Source organism: Bradyrhizobium sp. HKCCYLRH1034, assembly GCF_051168375.1.
Taxonomy (GTDB): domain Bacteria; phylum Pseudomonadota; class Alphaproteobacteria; order Rhizobiales; family Xanthobacteraceae; genus Bradyrhizobium.
This window is the reverse complement of sequence record NZ_JBNPUW010000006.1, coordinates 161,597-177,136: the sequence shown is the minus strand read 5'-3', so window position 1 is coordinate 177,136 and position 15,540 is coordinate 161,597. Positions and strand designations below refer to the sequence as shown.

General features: G+C 65.2%; 14 protein-coding genes. 9 read left to right on the top strand and 5 right to left on the bottom strand.

Annotation, left to right across the window (positions count from 1 at the left end; translation table 11 throughout):
* Positions 1 to 32: 32 nt before the first annotated feature.
* Positions 33 to 692 carry a TetR family transcriptional regulator gene (locus tag ACQR0W_RS16250; RefSeq protein ID WP_316167343.1) on the bottom strand — a complete coding sequence of 220 codons (660 nt, stop codon included), beginning with the start codon at positions 690 to 692 and terminating at the stop codon, positions 33 to 35.
* Between the two features lie 138 nt (positions 693 to 830).
* Between ACQR0W_RS16250 and ACQR0W_RS16245 the strand changes: the two genes are divergently transcribed.
* The 4 genes from ACQR0W_RS16245 (at position 831) to ACQR0W_RS16230 (ending at position 5,478) form a co-directional block, all read left to right on the top strand.
* Positions 831 to 2,003 (top strand): acetyl-CoA C-acetyltransferase, encoded by a 1,173-nt coding sequence (locus tag ACQR0W_RS16245; protein WP_316167342.1) that lies wholly within the window; start codon positions 831 to 833, stop codon positions 2,001 to 2,003.
* A gap of 131 nt (positions 2,004 to 2,134) precedes the next feature.
* Entirely contained in the window at positions 2,135 to 3,673 is a 1,539-nt protein-coding gene (locus ACQR0W_RS16240) for an acyl-CoA synthetase (protein WP_316167341.1), read from the top strand.
* Positions 3,674 to 3,925: 252 nt separating this feature from the next.
* Positions 3,926 to 4,996 (top strand): alpha/beta fold hydrolase, encoded by a 1,071-nt coding sequence (locus ACQR0W_RS16235; protein ID WP_315714359.1) that lies wholly within the window; start codon positions 3,926 to 3,928, stop codon positions 4,994 to 4,996.
* 95 nt (positions 4,997 to 5,091) lie between these two features.
* A complete protein-coding gene (locus ACQR0W_RS16230; protein ID WP_315713731.1) occupies positions 5,092 to 5,478 on the top strand; it encodes a hypothetical protein in 387 nt (128 codons plus the stop codon).
* 73 nt (positions 5,479 to 5,551) lie between these two features.
* Here the strand turns inward: ACQR0W_RS16230 and ACQR0W_RS16225 are convergent, their stop codons facing one another.
* Positions 5,552 to 6,274 (bottom strand): hypothetical protein, encoded by a 723-nt coding sequence (locus ACQR0W_RS16225; RefSeq protein WP_315713730.1) that lies wholly within the window; start codon positions 6,272 to 6,274, stop codon positions 5,552 to 5,554.
* 202 nt (positions 6,275 to 6,476) lie between these two features.
* On the opposite strand from ACQR0W_RS16225, the gene mbfA reads away from it, so the two are divergent.
* From mbfA to ACQR0W_RS16210, 3 genes are all read left to right on the top strand, one after another.
* Positions 6,477 to 7,448 (top strand): iron exporter MbfA, encoded by a 972-nt coding sequence (gene mbfA, locus ACQR0W_RS16220; protein WP_315713729.1) that lies wholly within the window; start codon positions 6,477 to 6,479, stop codon positions 7,446 to 7,448.
* 78 nt (positions 7,449 to 7,526) lie between these two features.
* On the top strand, positions 7,527 to 8,057 hold the full coding sequence (locus ACQR0W_RS16215; RefSeq protein ID WP_316167340.1) for a cytochrome b: 531 nt from the start codon (positions 7,527 to 7,529) through the stop codon (positions 8,055 to 8,057).
* 78 nt (positions 8,058 to 8,135) lie between these two features.
* Positions 8,136 to 9,605 (top strand): amidase, encoded by a 1,470-nt coding sequence (locus tag ACQR0W_RS16210; protein WP_316169561.1) that lies wholly within the window; start codon positions 8,136 to 8,138, stop codon positions 9,603 to 9,605.
* Between the two features lie 188 nt (positions 9,606 to 9,793).
* Here the strand turns inward: ACQR0W_RS16210 and ACQR0W_RS16205 are convergent, their stop codons facing one another.
* Positions 9,794 to 10,882 carry a Zn-dependent alcohol dehydrogenase gene (locus ACQR0W_RS16205; protein ID WP_316169562.1) on the bottom strand — a complete coding sequence of 363 codons (1,089 nt, stop codon included), beginning with the start codon at positions 10,880 to 10,882 and terminating at the stop codon, positions 9,794 to 9,796.
* A 41-nt stretch (positions 10,883 to 10,923) separates the two neighbouring features.
* Positions 10,924 to 12,708 (bottom strand): acyl-CoA dehydrogenase family protein, encoded by a 1,785-nt coding sequence (locus tag ACQR0W_RS16200; protein ID WP_316169563.1) that lies wholly within the window; start codon positions 12,706 to 12,708, stop codon positions 10,924 to 10,926.
* 110 nt (positions 12,709 to 12,818) lie between these two features.
* Here ACQR0W_RS16200 and ACQR0W_RS16195 point away from each other — a divergent pair, with 110 nt between their 5' ends.
* Together ACQR0W_RS16195 and ACQR0W_RS16190 are read left to right on the top strand one after the other, a co-directional pair.
* The gene (locus tag ACQR0W_RS16195) at positions 12,819 to 13,838 is read left to right on the top strand and encodes a glutathione S-transferase family protein (RefSeq protein WP_315825924.1); all 1,020 of its coding nucleotides are present in this window, start codon (positions 12,819 to 12,821) and stop codon (positions 13,836 to 13,838) included.
* Between the two features lie 95 nt (positions 13,839 to 13,933).
* On the top strand, positions 13,934 to 14,635 hold the full coding sequence (locus ACQR0W_RS16190; RefSeq protein WP_315713724.1) for an SDR family NAD(P)-dependent oxidoreductase: 702 nt from the start codon (positions 13,934 to 13,936) through the stop codon (positions 14,633 to 14,635).
* Positions 14,636 to 14,885: 250 nt separating this feature from the next.
* On the opposite strand, the gene ACQR0W_RS16185 is transcribed toward ACQR0W_RS16190, so the two are convergent.
* Positions 14,886 to 15,506: a GNAT family N-acetyltransferase gene (locus tag ACQR0W_RS16185; RefSeq protein ID WP_316169564.1), complete on the bottom strand. Its 621-nt coding sequence runs from the start codon at positions 15,504 to 15,506 to the stop codon at positions 14,886 to 14,888.
* Positions 15,507 to 15,540: the final 34 nt, after the last annotated feature.

Below are 15,540 nucleotides of genomic sequence, written 5' to 3'. Positions count from 1 at the left end.
AGCGAATAGAGGCTTCCCCCATTCGCTACTCCCTATTCGCCACTCGCCCGTTTCAATATTCCACCGCAGATCAGCGCCTCCATATGGGCGATGTACTGACGGCAGACATCATCGGTGACCGGGCCGACGCCGATCGCGCGCGACATCGCGTGGCGGCCGAAGAACAGGTGATCGCAGGCGCCGATCAGGCTGGTGTAGAACAGCACCGGATCGACGGCGCGAAACTCGTCCCTGGCGACGCCCTCCTCGATGAGCCGGCGATGGAAATCGAGCAGCGGCGCCACGAAGAACTTCGACACTTCGTCGGCCGCCTCCGCGCTGCTCTCATGCAGCAGATAATGGATCAGCCGGTTCATGTAGGGAAACCGGTGATAGGCGCGGATGATGCCGCTGATGTGCAGCTTCAGCTTCGCCGTCGGCGGCAGCGGCTGCGCCAGGAGATATTCGAGATTGGCCACCTCGGTCGCCGCGTCGCGGGCGAGCAGCGCCAGCAGCAGGCCGTCCTTGTTGCCGAAATGATATTTCACCAGCGCTGCATTAGAGCCGGACTTCTGCGCGATGTCGCTGAGCGAGATTTCGATCGAGGACCTCGCGATCATCAGCTCGCTGGCGGCGTCCAGCAGCTTCTCCGCCGTCGCATTCCGCCCCGCGGGAAGTTTCTCTGGCACGCTGTTGTGAAGCTGAGGTCCCAAGACATGTCTCGCGCTTGATCGAGGCAGATAAGCCGAAGCCGGAGTTGATCTCAAGAGTTAATTGATCGATTGACTAACGCTCGATCGGGCATTTAAATCGCGGCCAATCACGAACACCAAGTCTAGGGAGGATACGTCATGGCGGAAGCCTACATCGTCGCGGCCGCACGCACGGCCGGCGGCCGCAAGGGAGGACGGCTGGCTGGCTGGCATCCGGCCGACCTCGCGGCGAAGGTGCTGGACGCGCTGGTCGATCGCTCCGGCGCCGCGCCGGACCAGGTCGAGGACGTGATCATGGGCTGCGTGATGCAGACCGGCGAGCAATCGAACAACATCGCGCGCAATGCGGTGATGGCCTCGAAGCTGCCGGAGAGCGTGCCGGGCACCTCAATCGACCGGCAGTGCGGCTCGTCGCAGCAGGCGCTGCATTTCGCCGCGCAGGCAGTGATGTCGGGCGCGATGGATGTCGTGATCGCCGCCGGCGTGGAGTCGATGACCCGGGTGCCGATGGGTCTCTCCTCCACGCTTCCGGCGAAGAACGGCTTCGGGCACTACAAGAGCCCTGGCATCGAGAGCCGCTATCCGAACATCCAGTTCAGCCAGTTCACCGGCGCGGAAATGATGGCGGAGAAGTACGGTCTCTCCAAGGATGAACTCGACGAATATGCCTATAACAGCCATCAGCGCGCGATTGCCGCCACGCAGGCAGGCCACTTCAAGGACGAGATCATCCCGCTCGCGATCACCCGTGCCGACGGCTCGACCGACACCCACCACATCGACGAGGGCATCCGCTTCGACGTCAGCCTCGACGGCATCAAGAGCGTCAAGCTGATCGCCGAAAACGGCAAGCTGACGGCGGCCACGGCCAGCCAGATCTGCGACGGCGCGTCCGGCGTCATGGTCGTCAACGAGCGCGGCCTGAAGTCGCTCGGCGTCAAGCCGCTGGCCCGCGTCCATCACATGACCATGATGGGCGGCGACCCCGTCATCATGCTGGAGGCGCCGCTCCCGGCGACGCAGCGCGCGCTGCAGAAGGCCGGCATGTCGATCGACGAGATCGATCTCTATGAGGTCAACGAGGCGTTCGCTTCCGTGCCGACCGCGTGGCTGAAGACCATCGGCGCCGATCCGAACCGCCTCAACGTCAATGGCGGCGCGATCGCGCTCGGCCATCCGCTCGGCGGCTCCGGCACCAAGCTGATGACCACGCTGCTGCATGCGCTGAAGGCCCGCAACAAGCGCTATGGGTTACAGACGATGTGCGAAGGCGGCGGCATGGCCAACGTGACGATCGTGGAAAGGCTGTAGGAGGCGAATAACGAATGGCGAGTGGCGAATAGGGAGAGCGATCCGCTCCGCTCGCCCAGACGCTCCGCTATTCGCCATTCCCTATTCGCTACTCGCCATTCGTTACTCGCGCCTCCCCGCCGGAGTCTTTCATGACCCACCCTTCCATTCACGCCCGCAGCCATCCCGACAAGATCGCCTATCAGATGGCCGGCACCGGCAAGGCCATCACCTATCGCGAGCTCGACGAGCTCTCGAACCAGGGCGCTCATCTATTCCGTGCGCTGGGGCTCAAGGCCGGCGACCATATCGCCTTCCTGATGGAGAATCGGCTGGCGTTCATGGAAATCGTCTGGGCGGCGCAGCGCTCCGGCCTGTACTACACCGCGATCAGCCGCTATCTCACCAAGGACGAGATCGCCTACATCATCAGGGATTGCGGCGCCAAGGTCTTCATTACCTCGCCGAAATGCGCCGAGCAGGTGCGCGATCTCGTGAGCGCCACGGACGGCCCGCTGTTCTTCATGGTCGACGAGCCCGAGCCCGGTTTCCGCTCCTGGGACAAGGAGGCCGGCGCCCAGCCCAAGACGCCGATTGCCGACCAGGTCGCCGGCTACGACATGCTGTATTCGTCGGGCACCACCGGACGGCCGAAGGGCATCAAGAAGGATTTCGAAGGCAATCCGATCGATCAGCCGAACCAGTTCCTGCGCGTGCTGTGCGCCGACATGTGCGGCATGAATGCCGAGAGCACCTATCTGTCGCCGGCGCCGCTCTATCATGCAGCTCCCTTGCGCTTCAACATGATGGTCTCAGTGCTCGGCGGCACCTCTATCATCATGGAGCATTTCGACGCCGAAGACTTCCTGAAGCTGGTCGAAAAGTACAAGGTCACGCAGTCGCAGCTTGTGCCGACCATGTTCGTGCGCATGCTGAAACTGCCGGAGGACGTGCGCAAGCGCTACGACGTGTCGACCCTGAAGGGCGCGATCCATGCCGCTGCGCCCTGCCCGGTCGACGTCAAGGCCAGGATGATCGAGTGGTGGGGTCCGATCCTGATCGAGTATTATGCCGGCTCCGAAGGCAACGGCGTCACCGTCTGCACCTCGAAGCAGTGGCTGGAGCATCGTGGCAGCGTCGGACGCGCCGTTGTCGGCAAGATCAAGATCCTCGGCGAGAATGACGAGGAGCTGCCGACCGGCGAGATCGGCACGGTGTATTTCGCCGACGCGCCGGTGTTCTCCTATCACAACGATCCGGAGAAGACGAAGCGGGCCTACAACGACAAGGGCTGGTCGACGCTCGGCGACGTCGGCTATCTCGACGCCGACGGCTTCCTCTATCTGACCGACCGCAAGTCCTACATGATCATCTCCGGCGGCGTGAACATCTACCCGCAGGAGACCGAGGACGTCCTCATCACGCATCCCGACGTCGCCGATGTCGCCGTGTTCGGGGTGCCGAACGAGGAGATGGGCGAGGAGGTCAAGGCGGTGGTGCAGCCGCACGACATGGCGCGCGCCGGCAAGGCGTTTGAGGAGCAATTGATCCTGTTCTGCCGCCAGCATCTGTCGCCGATCAAGTGCCCACGCTCGATCGATTTCGAGCCGGAGCTTCCGCGTACGCCGACCGGCAAGCTGGTCAAGCGCCACCTGCGCGAACGCTACTGGCCGAAGAAGGGCGCGGCCTAGCTCCAATAACGGTAGCTGTCGTCCCGGCCTTGCGCCGGGACCCATAGCCACCGCAGCCGATGATGCGAAGGGTATAAGCTCCAGCTTGGCGCCACATGAGCGCCTGTGGTTATGGATCCCGGCTCGCGCTCGCTTCGCTCGCTTGGCCGGGACGACGCGAGGAGAGTGCACGCCATGTCCCAGTCCTTTCCCCCGCTTCCCCTCCCACCCACGATCCGGTCCCGCTTCGTCGACGGCATCAACGGCCTGCGCATGCACGTGCTCGAAGCTGGCTTCGAGACGCCCGGCCGTCCCTGTGTGCTGCTGCTACACGGCTTTCCCGAGCTGGCCTATAGCTGGCGCAAGGTGATGCCGGCGCTGGCCGCCGCCGGCTACCACGTGCTGGCGCCGGACCAGCGCGGCTATGGCCGCACCACAGGGTGGAGCGCCGACTATGACGGTGATCTCGCGCCGTTTCGCTTCACCAATCTGGTGCGCGATGCGCTCGGCGTGGTCTATGCATTCGGCCATCGCCATGTCGCGTCTGTCGTCGGCCACGACTTCGGCAGCCCCGTCGCGGCGTGGTGCGCGGTGATCCGCCCCGATGTCTTTCGATCGGTCGTGATGATGAGCGCACCGTTCCCGGGGCCACCCGCAGCACCGTTCGACATCGCCAGCCATCCCCTCGCGGCGCAGGAGGATCCCGTGCATCGCGAACTGGCTGCGCTGCCGCGTCCGCGCAAGCACTATCAATGGTACTACGCGACGCGGCAGGCCAATGCGGACATGCATCATCCCCCGCAGGGGCTGCATGAATTCCTGCGCGCCTATTACCATCACAAGAGCGCAGACTGGGCGGCCAACGCCCCTTCTCCTCTGCAGGCCTGGGACGCGGCCGAACTCGCCAAGCTACCGACCTACTACGTCATGGACCTCGACAAGACGATGGCCGAGACCGTCGCCGAGGAGATGCCGGATGCGGCGGCGATCGCGGCGAATCGCTGGCTGCCGGACCATGAGCTCGCGGTCTATACCGCCGAATATGAACGAAACGGCTTCCAGGGCGGGCTGCAATGGTACCGCTGCGGCACGTCTGGTCTATTCGACGCTGAATTGCAGACCTGGTCGGATCTCACGATCGACGTTCCGTCCGCATTCATCTCCGGCCTGCAAGACTGGGGCATCTACCAACGGCCCGGTGTGTTCGAAGCGATGCAGTCCCGAGTGTGCACCAACATGATCCTGTGCGAGCTGATCGATCGCGCCGGACATTGGGTGCAGCAGGAGCAACATGAACGAGTCAATGAGCTCCTGTTCACGTTCCTGAACAAATCGACAGCCTGATTTCGGACGCCGTTCCGACGTATTAGGCGAATCGAGGAACGAACATTCGGGGTTGACGTTTTTGCATCCGGGCAATGCGCATCAGGAGAAGATTTATGGATAAGAAGATCGCAGGCTTGTTGGGCGCGGTCGCCGCTGTCGGCGCGCTCGGCACGGCGCAGGCGTCAGCGGCTCCGGCCCCGAGCGACGTGCTGAAGGCCAACTCCTACGCCGATCTGCTCGAGCCGATCCCGAATGCGGCCAAGGTGCTGCAGGCGCTCGACGAGCAGGCGCCGCCGGAGGCCGAACCGAAGGTGCAGCTGGCGCAGTGGTACCATCACCACCACCATCATCACCACCATCACCATGGCTACTGGCGCGGCTATGGCTACGGTCCTGGCTATGGGTACGGCTACGGCCCCCGGGTCTATGTGGTGCCGCGCCGGTACTACCATCACCACCACCATCATCACCATCACCACTGGTACTACGATCGCTACTGATCGTTGAGAGGTGAAAGCTCAGGGGGCGCCGACCGTGAGGTCGGCGCTCTTTCGTTTGAGGAAGACGGAAGCGTCAGGACTTGCGCGCCTTGTCCTTCGCCGCGCGATGCAGGTGGCGGTAGGTGCCGTCGAACACCGTGTCGGTGCTCGACACCCATTCGGTCTCCTTGGCGAGCACCGGACGGCTGGCGTGGATGCGGCGCGACTGCAACTCGCGCTCGGCCGCCTCGTCCGGAGTCATGGGCTCGACCGTGAAGTTTGCCTCCTCCGGAATCACGATCACCTGAGCGAACGGCTCGCCCGGACGGAAGATATGCGTCCGCCCTTCCGCGGGCGCCTTGAACACGCAGAAGAACAGCATCGGCCAGAAATTGCGCACCAACGCCGGCACCGCGATCGGGCAGGTATCGCTGCGGTCGGTATAGAAGCGCGGATGCGGCTCGGTCCGGATCGCGAAGCCGTTGGGCACCTTGAGATCGAGCAGGATCTGGTAGGTGTAGAAGGCATCGCCAAAATTGCGGAACGGCGGCCATTGCAGGCTCGGGCTCGGCGGCTCGCCCCAGTCGCCGGAGAGCTCCAGCTTGCCGTCGCGCGTGGTGACGTGCAGCTCGAAGTCGTACGGATAAAATAGCTCGATGCCATATTGCGCACCTTCCGAGAATGGTACGCAATGCCAGACCTGCTCATGCGAGCCATTCGCTCGTGGCTGGCGTTCGCCTGCCCAGCCCGGGATATCCATCCGGGTGCGGCGCGGCGCCAACCCTGGATCGTTGAGCCGATATTTGACGCTATCCATGAGAACTCCTTAGGTGGCTGAGCGGAACGCGAACGACGGACTATCCTCGCAGTTCCATGACTGGAGCTTGAATGCGCTGTCACCAAAGGGTTTCGCGACCAATCAGCGGCCGGAGTTTGACCGCGGTGCGGCAAATCCATATAGACTTTAGAAACGTTCTAAACACTCGAATGTTGAGAGCGAGAGATCCGGGGACCTTGGAATGAAGAACTTCGCCGACCTCACCGAGCGCGAGATCCTGGCAATCGCGATCTCGGCCGAAGAGGAAGACGGCCGTATCTATATGAGCTTCGCGGAGGATCTGGCGGAACGTTATCCGGATTCAGCCAAGCTGTTCGAGCAGATGGCCGAGGAGGAGAAGGGCCACCGCCACATGCTGCTCGAACTCTATGAGGAGCGCTTCGGCAAGAACCTGCCGCCGATCCGGCGCGAGAACGTCAAGGGCTTCATGCAGCGCCGGCCGATCTGGCTGACCAAGAACCTGTCGCTCGACGCCATCCGCCGCGAGGTCGGCACGATGGAGTTCGAGGCCGAGCGCTTCTACGCCAAGGCGGCCGAGCAGGCCAAGGACGTCGGCGTGCGCCGGCTGCTCGGCGATCTCGCCGAGGCCGAGAAGGGCCACGAGAAGGTTGCGGCGAAACTGACCGACAAGATCCTCAGTCCGGATGTCCGGCACAAGGAGGACGAGACGCGGCGGCGCGTGTTCGTGCTGCAATATGTCCAGCCCGGTCTCGCCGGCCTGATGGACGGCTCGGTCTCGACGCTGGCGCCGCTGTTCGCCGCCGCCTTCGCCACGCATCAGAACTTCCAGACCTTCCTGGTGGGCCTTGCCGCCTCGATCGGCGCCGGCATCAGCATGGGCTTTGCCGAGGCGCTGTCCGACGACGGCTCGCTGACGGGCCGCGGCTCGCCGTGGCTGCGCGGCGCCGTCTGCGGCGCGATGACGACGCTCGGCGGACTGGGGCACACGATGCCCTATCTCGTCCCGGACTCCTGGACCAACGCGTTCTGGATCGCGACCGCGATCGCGAGCCTCGTCGTGTTCTTCGAGCTGTGGGCGATCGCCTATATCCGCGCGCGCTACATGGATACGCCGTTCCTGCAGGCGGTGTTCCAGATCGTGCTCGGCGGCATCATCGTGCTCGGCGTCGGAATATTGATAGGAGCGGCCTAGCATCCGCACCCCCGCGTCTTGCCAAACGCTCAGCCGCGAGGCTGATGGCGCCGGACCGATCACAACGGAAAACTCGTCATGACGCCACGCCTGCATTACGGCACGCCCGCGAAGATCCTGCACTGGCTGGTGGTGGCGCTGCTCGCCATCCAGTATCCGATCGGCTGGCTGATGCCGGACCTGCATGCCAATACACCCCCCGGCGCGCCGATGATCCTGCACATTTCATTCGGCCTCACCATTCTGGCATTGATCGCCGTGCGCTTCGTCTGGCGGCTCACCCATCCGGTCGCACCGGAGAGCTCGCTGCCGCCCTGGCAGCGGCTGAGCTCGGAGGTCGTGCACTGGATGCTCTATGTGATGGTGCTGGCGAGCACCATCACCGGCTGGCTGTTCGCCTCCTTCCGCGGCTGGAGCGTATCGTTCTTCTACCTGTTTCCATTGCCGATGCTGGCCGCGCGCAACCCGGCCGGTAACCGCGCCATCGACGGGCTGCACCAGGCCTCCGAATGGCTGCTGCTGATCCTGATCGTCGTTCACGTCGCCGCCGCGCTCGCGCACGTCTTCATCTATCGCGACCGTGTCATGCAGCGGATGCTGCCGGGCTAGAATCCGCAATTTTGGTCAAGCGATCGCCATCCGCATCGGTTAGGACTCCCGGCAAACATCTCACCGGGAGGATCGACCTTGGCCGCACCGCAATGGACGTTCGCAACCGCCGTCGACACGGCGAAGGCGTTGGCAGATCGTCAGATCTCGTCGGTCGAGCTGACCAAGCTCGCCATCGACCGCATCGAACGTCATGACTCCGAGATCAACGCCGTCTGCGTGCGCGATTTCGAGCGCGCGCTCGCTGCCGCCGACGCCGCCGACGCGGCGCTGGCGCGCGGCGAACGGCGGCCCCTGCTCGGCCTTCCGCTCACGGTGAAGGAATCCTACAACGTTGCCGGCCTGCCGACGACCTGGGGTTTTCCGCAGCACAGGGATTTCATCGCGGCCGAGGATGCGCTGACGGTGACGCGCGTGAAGGATGCCGGCGGCATCGTGCTCGGCAAGACCAACGTGCCGCTCGGGCTCGGCGACTGGCAGAGCTACAACGACATCTACGGCACCACCAACAATCCCTACGATCTCGGCCGCACGCCGGGCGGTTCGTCAGGCGGATCGGCCGCGGCCCTGGCGGCCGGCTACGGCTCGCTGTCGCTCGGCTCCGATATCGGCGGCTCGCTCCGGGTGCCGGCGTTTCATTGCGGCGTCACCGCGCACAAGCCGAGCTACGGCCTGGCGGCCTCGCGCGGCCATACGCCGCCGCCGTTTCAGCCGCTGCCGGGCGAGGCCGACCTCGCCGTCGTCGGCCCGATGGCGCGCTCGGCCGCCGATCTGTCGCTGCTGCTCGATGTGATCGCAGGCCCCGACCCGCTCGAGGCCGGCAAGGCATATCGCCTCGACCTGCCGCCGCCGCGCCACGGTCGCCTGCCGGATTTCCGCGTGCTGGTGGTCGCGAGCGATCCGCTGCTGCCGACCGACAGCGCCGTGCGCGGCGCGATCGAGCGGCTGACGGCCGACCTCGCACGGGCCGGCGTGAGCGTCACGACGGACAGCCCGCTGCTGCCGGACTTCGCCGCATCGAGCCGGCTCTACATGCGCATGCTGCTCGGCTTCATCGGCGCCACCATGCCGGCGGAGGTCCACGCCGGCGCCAGTCACGCGGCCGCGCAATTGCCGAAGGAGGCAGCGAGCCTCGCGGCCGAGCGGCTGCGCGGCATCGCGCTCAGCCATCGCGACTGGGTGCAGGCCGGCGGGGCGCGGGCGCGGCTGCGCGCGCAATGGCGAACGCTGTTCGAGCAATTCGATGCCGTGATCTGCCCGATCATGCCAACGCCGGCCTATCCGCACGACCATTCGCCCGACCAGGAGCAGCGCCGCATCAGCATCGACGGCGTCGAGCATTGCTACACCGATCAGCTCGCCTGGCCGGGCATCGCCACCTTGCCCGGACTGCCCGCCACCGCGATTCCGCTTGGACTCGCCGACGGCCTGCCGGTCGGGGTGCAGATCGTCGGCCCGTTCCTCGAGGACCGCACGCCGCTCAAGCTCGCCGACCTGATCGAGCGCGAATTCGGCGGCTTCGTCCCGCCGCCGCGGTTCGCGAACTAGTTCGCGATCGGGCTTATTCAACAACGCCTCGCCAAATTCCGCCGTCGTCCTACATCGTCATGGCCGGGCTTGACCCGGCCATCCATCTTCCAGAGAGGCTGGATGCCCGGGTCAGGCCCGGGCATGACGGGTAACTAATAGGCAGACCCGCCGAACCTCATCACCTGCCTCACACCCGACCACCCACCTCACGCATCGAACATGATCACGCTGCGCAGCGTCTTGCCTGCCTTCATGTTGGCAAAGCCCTCGTTGATCTCCGACAGCTTCAGCTTGGCGGAGATCCAGTCCTCCAGATGCAGCTTGCCGCGCAGATAGAACTCGACGAGGCGGGGCATGTCGACGCGGAAGTGGTTCGAGCCCATCGACGAGCCCTGGATGCGGCGCTCGCGCAGGAAGTCGAAGCCGTGCAGCTCGATCTTCTGGCCGAACGGGATCATGCCGACGATGGTCGCGGTGCCGCCCGGCGCCAGCATCGCGAACGCCTGCTCGGCGGTCTCCTTGCGCCCGAGCACCTCGAAGGCGTGGTGCACGCCGCCCTTGGTGAGCTCGCGCACCTGGGCCACGACGTCGCCCTCAGTGGGATTGATGATGTCAGTCGCGCCCAGTTTCGTCGCAAGCTGCAGCTTGGCCGGATTGGTGTCGATGGCGATGATGCGGCCCGCGCCCGCGATCTCGGCGCCGTTGATCGCAGCCATGCCGACGCCGCCGCAGCCGATCACGGCCACCGTCTCGCCGGCCTGCACCCGCGCCGTGTTGACGACCGCGCCATAGCCGGTGATGACGCCGCAGCCGATCAGCGCCGCGAGATCGAGCGGCATGTCCGGGCGGATCTTCACGATCGCGTTCTCGTGCACCAGCATCTGCTCGGCGAAGGACGAGAGGTTGAGGAACTGGTGCAGCTTCTCGCTTCGTCCCCATGACAGCCGGTTGGAGGCGCCGGGCGGCATCTTCACCGTCGTATCGGTGCACAACACCGGGCGGCCCGTGGTGCAGTTGTCGCAGGTGCCGCAGAACACGGACAAGCACGTGACGACGTGATCGCCCGGCTTCACATAGGTCACGTCGGCGCCGACCTGCTCGACGATCCCAGCCGATTCATGGCCGAGCACGGCGGGCAGCGGATGCGGATACAGGCCTTCGATGAAGTGCAGGTCGGAATGGCAGAGACCGGCAACCGCCGTGCGGATCAGCACTTCCCGCGGCCCCGGCTTGGGCACACTGATGTCCTCGATCACCAGCGGCTTGTTGGCCTCCATCAGCACGGCGGCTTTCATTGGCGTTCTCCCGATCTTGTTTGTTGTTGGTCGCGGCAAGCCTACGCCGCTGACAGCAGTTCGCCAACCTCCTCCATGTCAGCGGTACGTTCGCCGAGCAGCAGTGTCGCGATGGCATCATCCATCCTATTTTCCGCGAGCCGGAACGGATCGGACGACGTCAGCCGGTGCGCGACGACGAGCTTTGCCAGCAACAGCCTGCGCGCGTCGCCGCGCATCGCGTGGATGCGCCCGCTTTCCCAAGTCGTCGAGACGGCGCTCGCCACGTGATACAGCAGGCTGGTGGCGCGGCGCGCTTCGGACTCATTGTCGGCGCGTCCCGCGACCTCGCGCGCAAAGCCCACGGCACGATCCACGAGTCGATGCAGCTGATCGCGCCAGGCCTGCGGCACGACGGCGCTGTCGTCGAGCCGCGCATGCAGGTCGGCTGCCAGCGCGGCCTCCGCACCGTGCCGGCCCACGGCGCGCTTCAGCGCATCGAGCGCGACGATGTTGCCGGTGCCTTCCCAGATCGAGCCGAGATGGGCGTCGCGCAGCAGCCGCGCGGTCACGAACTCCTCGACATAGCCGATCCCGCCGCGCATCTCCAACGCATCGCCGCAGACCTTGCGCGCGTCGCGCGTGGCGCGGAATTTCAATGTCGGCGTCAGAATGCGCAGCAGCGCCGCGGCATCCTGGCTGCCGGCCTCGGCACGGTCGAGCGCGTCGGCGGTGAGGAAGCTCAGCGACAGCGCCTGCTCGGTCGCGAGCAGGATCTTCAGCAGTTGCCGCCGCCCGAGCGGCAGGTCGACGATGCGTTTTCCGAACACCACGCGGTTGCGCGCGACCGTAATTGCGTCGTGCCAGGCCCGCCGCATCAGCGCCGTCGACTTGACGCCGTTGGAGAGACGCGACGAGTTGACCATCTCGGCCATCTGCACGAAGCCGCGATCGAGCCTCCCGACCGCATAGGCGACGGCACCCTCCAGCTTGATCTCGCCCGAGGCCATCGAGCGCGTTCCGAGCTTGTCCTTCAGGCGCACGATCCGATAGTGATTCTGGCTGCCGTCATCGAGGAAGCGCGGCATCAGGAACAGGCCGACGCCGCGCGTTCCCGCTTCGGCACCTTGCGGCCGCGCCAGCAGCATCACGACTTTCGCATCGGCATTGGAGCAGAACCATTTCTCGCCATGCAGGCGCCAATGGTCGCCCTCCGGGACGGCGACCGTCGTCAACGTGCCGACATCGGAGCCACCCTCCTTCTCGGTCATGAACTGGCCGCCCTGGGTCAGCTTTCTCATGTCGGTCTGCGTCAGGCCATCGAGGTACTTGGCCTTGAGCCCGTCGCTGCCGAAGCTCGCCAGCAGCTTGGCGCATCCGTCGGTGACGTTGATCGGACAGCCCAGCCCGAACTCCGCCTGGTTGAACAGGAAGGTGAAGGCGTGCTTGGCCGTGACCGGATACTTGGTCGGCCAGCCGAGAATGCCCTTGCGGATCGACATCGCGTGAATGCCGAACTCGCCAAAGGCGGCGCGCTCGAGCTCGCGATAGGCCGGATGGTACTCGACCCACTGCACGTCGCGGCCGAAGCGGTCGCGCTGGTGCAGCACAGGGCCATGGCGGTCAGCCAAGCGGGCGCATTCGTCGAGATAGGAGCCGGCGAGCTCGCCGAGACGGTCGAGATGCGGCACGAGGTGCCGAAACAGCGCCTCGGGCAGATGAATGCGCAGGAGATCGGCGAGCGCGGGGTCGGCGCGATAGAAGTTCAGCCCGGTGGTATCGGGCGCCAGCAGCTCCGGCCTTGCGCCGCCGGTCATCACGTCATCGCGCCTCAGGAACTGATGCATGATCGTTAAGCCCTCGTTCGTTTCCGCAAGTCTCTGATGGACTCTTCGACAGGTTGCGCCTGATCGGATACACAACAGGCAGCGGCGTGCGCCGAACCGGGAGCAGATCCATGACCAATCAGCCGACGGAGGTTTATCGCATCTTCGGGGCGGAGATGTCGCCCTATTCGGTCAAGGTGCGATCGTATCTGCGTTACAAGGGCATCCCGCATCACTGGATATTGCGCAATGCGGAAAGCGAGGCGGAGTTCGCGCGGCACGCCAAGCTGCCGATCATTCCGCTGGTGGTCGCCCCCGACGAGGTGCCGATGCAGGACTCGACGCCGATCATCGACGCACTGGAGCTCGACTTTCCGCAACCCACGATTCATCCCGGCGACGCGCTGACGAGCTTCATCTCGGCCTTGATCGAGGAGTTCGGCGACGAGTGGGGCAACAAGTGGATGTTCCATTATCGCTGGGCGCGCGATCTCGACCAGCGCGCCTCGGCCGGACGCATCGCCCGCATCCGCGCCCCCAGGGCGGACGAGGCCGAGTTGGGCGAGCTGGCCGAGAAGATCCGCGCGCGCATGGTCGAGCGGCTGTGGTATGTCGGCTCCAACGAGATCAACGCGCCGCAGATCGAGCAGGGCTTTGCCGAAATGCTCGACCTGCTCGAACGGCATCTCTCGGTCAGGCCATATCTGTTCGGCCACCGTCCGGCCTACGGCGATTTCGGACTGTGGGGCCAGCTCTACGAGCTGTGGACCGATCCGACGGCCGGCGCCCTGATCGAAGGCCGCGCGCCGCATGTGCTGGCCTGGATCCACCGCATGCTATGGCCGCGCGCCGAAGGCGAGTTCGAGCTGTGGCCGGAACTATCACTGACCTTGATGCCGATCCTGACCCGCCAGGTCGGCGCGCTGTTCATGCCATGGACGCTCGCCAACGAGCAGGCACTGGCCGAGAACCGCAGCGTCTTTCGCGTCCAGTTCGGCGACTTCACATGGATGCAGAAGCCGCAGAAGTATCACGCACGCTCGCTGGCGATGCTCCGCGGCAAATACGCCTTCCTGCACGATCGCAGCCGGCTCGATGTCGTGCTTGAGGAGATCGGCTGCCTCGCCGGATTGCAGCCGCGTCCCACCTGAGGACGCGCGGCAAAAATGTGGGGACGAGCCGTAGGAAGTCGGCCGCCGGTGCACTAGCTTGATGTCTGCGGACGCTTTGGCCCAAGGACATGCCCATGGACATCCCTGCCTACAAGATCGCCCTCATCGTCGGTGCCGGCGAGGGGCTCTCGGCCTCGTTGGCGAGGCTGTTCGCGCGCGAGAAGATCCGCGTGGCGCTTGCCGCCCGCAAGATCGAGAAGCTCGGCGCGCTCTGCAACGAAACCGGCGCCCGCGCCTACCCCTGCGATGCGACCAATCCGGAGGAAGTCGAGCGGCTGTTCGGCATCGTCGAGCGTGAGATCGGCGCGCCTGATCTCGTGGTCTACAATGCCAGCGCGCGGGCGCGCGGAGCGCTCACCGATCTCGTGCCGGCCGACGTGCAGCAGTCGATTGCCGTCAGCGCCTTCGGCGGCTTCCTGGTGGCGCAGCAGGCGGCACAGCGCATGCTGCCGAACAAGCACGGCGCCATCCTGTTCACCGGCGCCTCCGCCAGCGTGAAGGGCTACGCCCAGTCGGCGCCGTTCGCGATGGGCAAGTTCGCGCTGCGCGGCCTCGCCCAGAGCATGGCGCGCGAACTGTCGCCGCAGGGCATCCACGTCGCGCATTTCGTCATCGACGGCGCGATCAAGAGCGCAGAGCGTCAGGAAGCCGCGGAGCGCCCGAATTCGATGCTCGATCCGGATGCCATCGCCGCAAGTTATTGGAGCGTGCTGCAGCAGCCACGGAGTGCCTGGAGCTGGGAGATGGAGCTGCGGCCGTGGGTGGAGACGTTTTGAGAAGTTGATGTTCCGTATGACGTGGGCAAAGACGCACCACGATCACCGTCATTGCGAGCGAAGCGAAGAATCCAGGGCGGAGCAAGGACTCTGGATTGCTTCGCTTGCGCTCGCAATGACGCGGATCGGTGGTCGCCTCATAGCAACTGTGATCGCCCGGCTCGACCGGGCGATCCAGTACACGCAACCGACAGCTGGTGACACGGTGAGGCCGCGGCGTACGGGATGCCCCGCCTTCGCAGGCATGACGTCATTTGATCTCGGACGTGGCGACTTGCGGCGCGCGACCGACCACGCGCAAATCTGGCCCCACTGAATGAGCCACCACTCCGGTTAGACCCTTCTCGAACCGCACCAGGGTCCAATCGTCCGCATGCGGCTTGATCGTGAAACCGGCCTTGCGGGCCACTGCAATCATCACGTCGTTGGTACGCAGCGCATCGCCGGACAGGATCACGCCACCCAACGCGAGCGCGCGTCCTTCCAGATTCGCGATGAGCGCCGGACCGATGCCGTGGCCTTGCCAGCGGTCATGGACCGACAGGCCAAACTCGACACGACCGACGCCGCGATCGAATGCGTAGCGCGCCTCGGCCACGATGGCTTCGACACCTTCATGGTCCATCGTCGCGATCAGGCTGTAGCGGTCGTTGCGGCCGAGCGCGACGAAATCCTCGAGCACCGCCTTTGGCAGCTCGTTGAGTGCGCCGAGGAAACGCTTGTGGCGCGAGCGTTGGCTCAAGGACCGGACATAGCTCTGCAGCGCCTCGGCGTCGTCAGATGTGACGAAGCGCAGGCGCACCTCCTCGCCACGCCGCGTGTGAATGATGTTGGAGCCGGCAGCGAGATCGGCAATGGCGGGCGTCGGCATGCGCGGCTCCAACCGGGAAGCTTGCCGGCGCCCT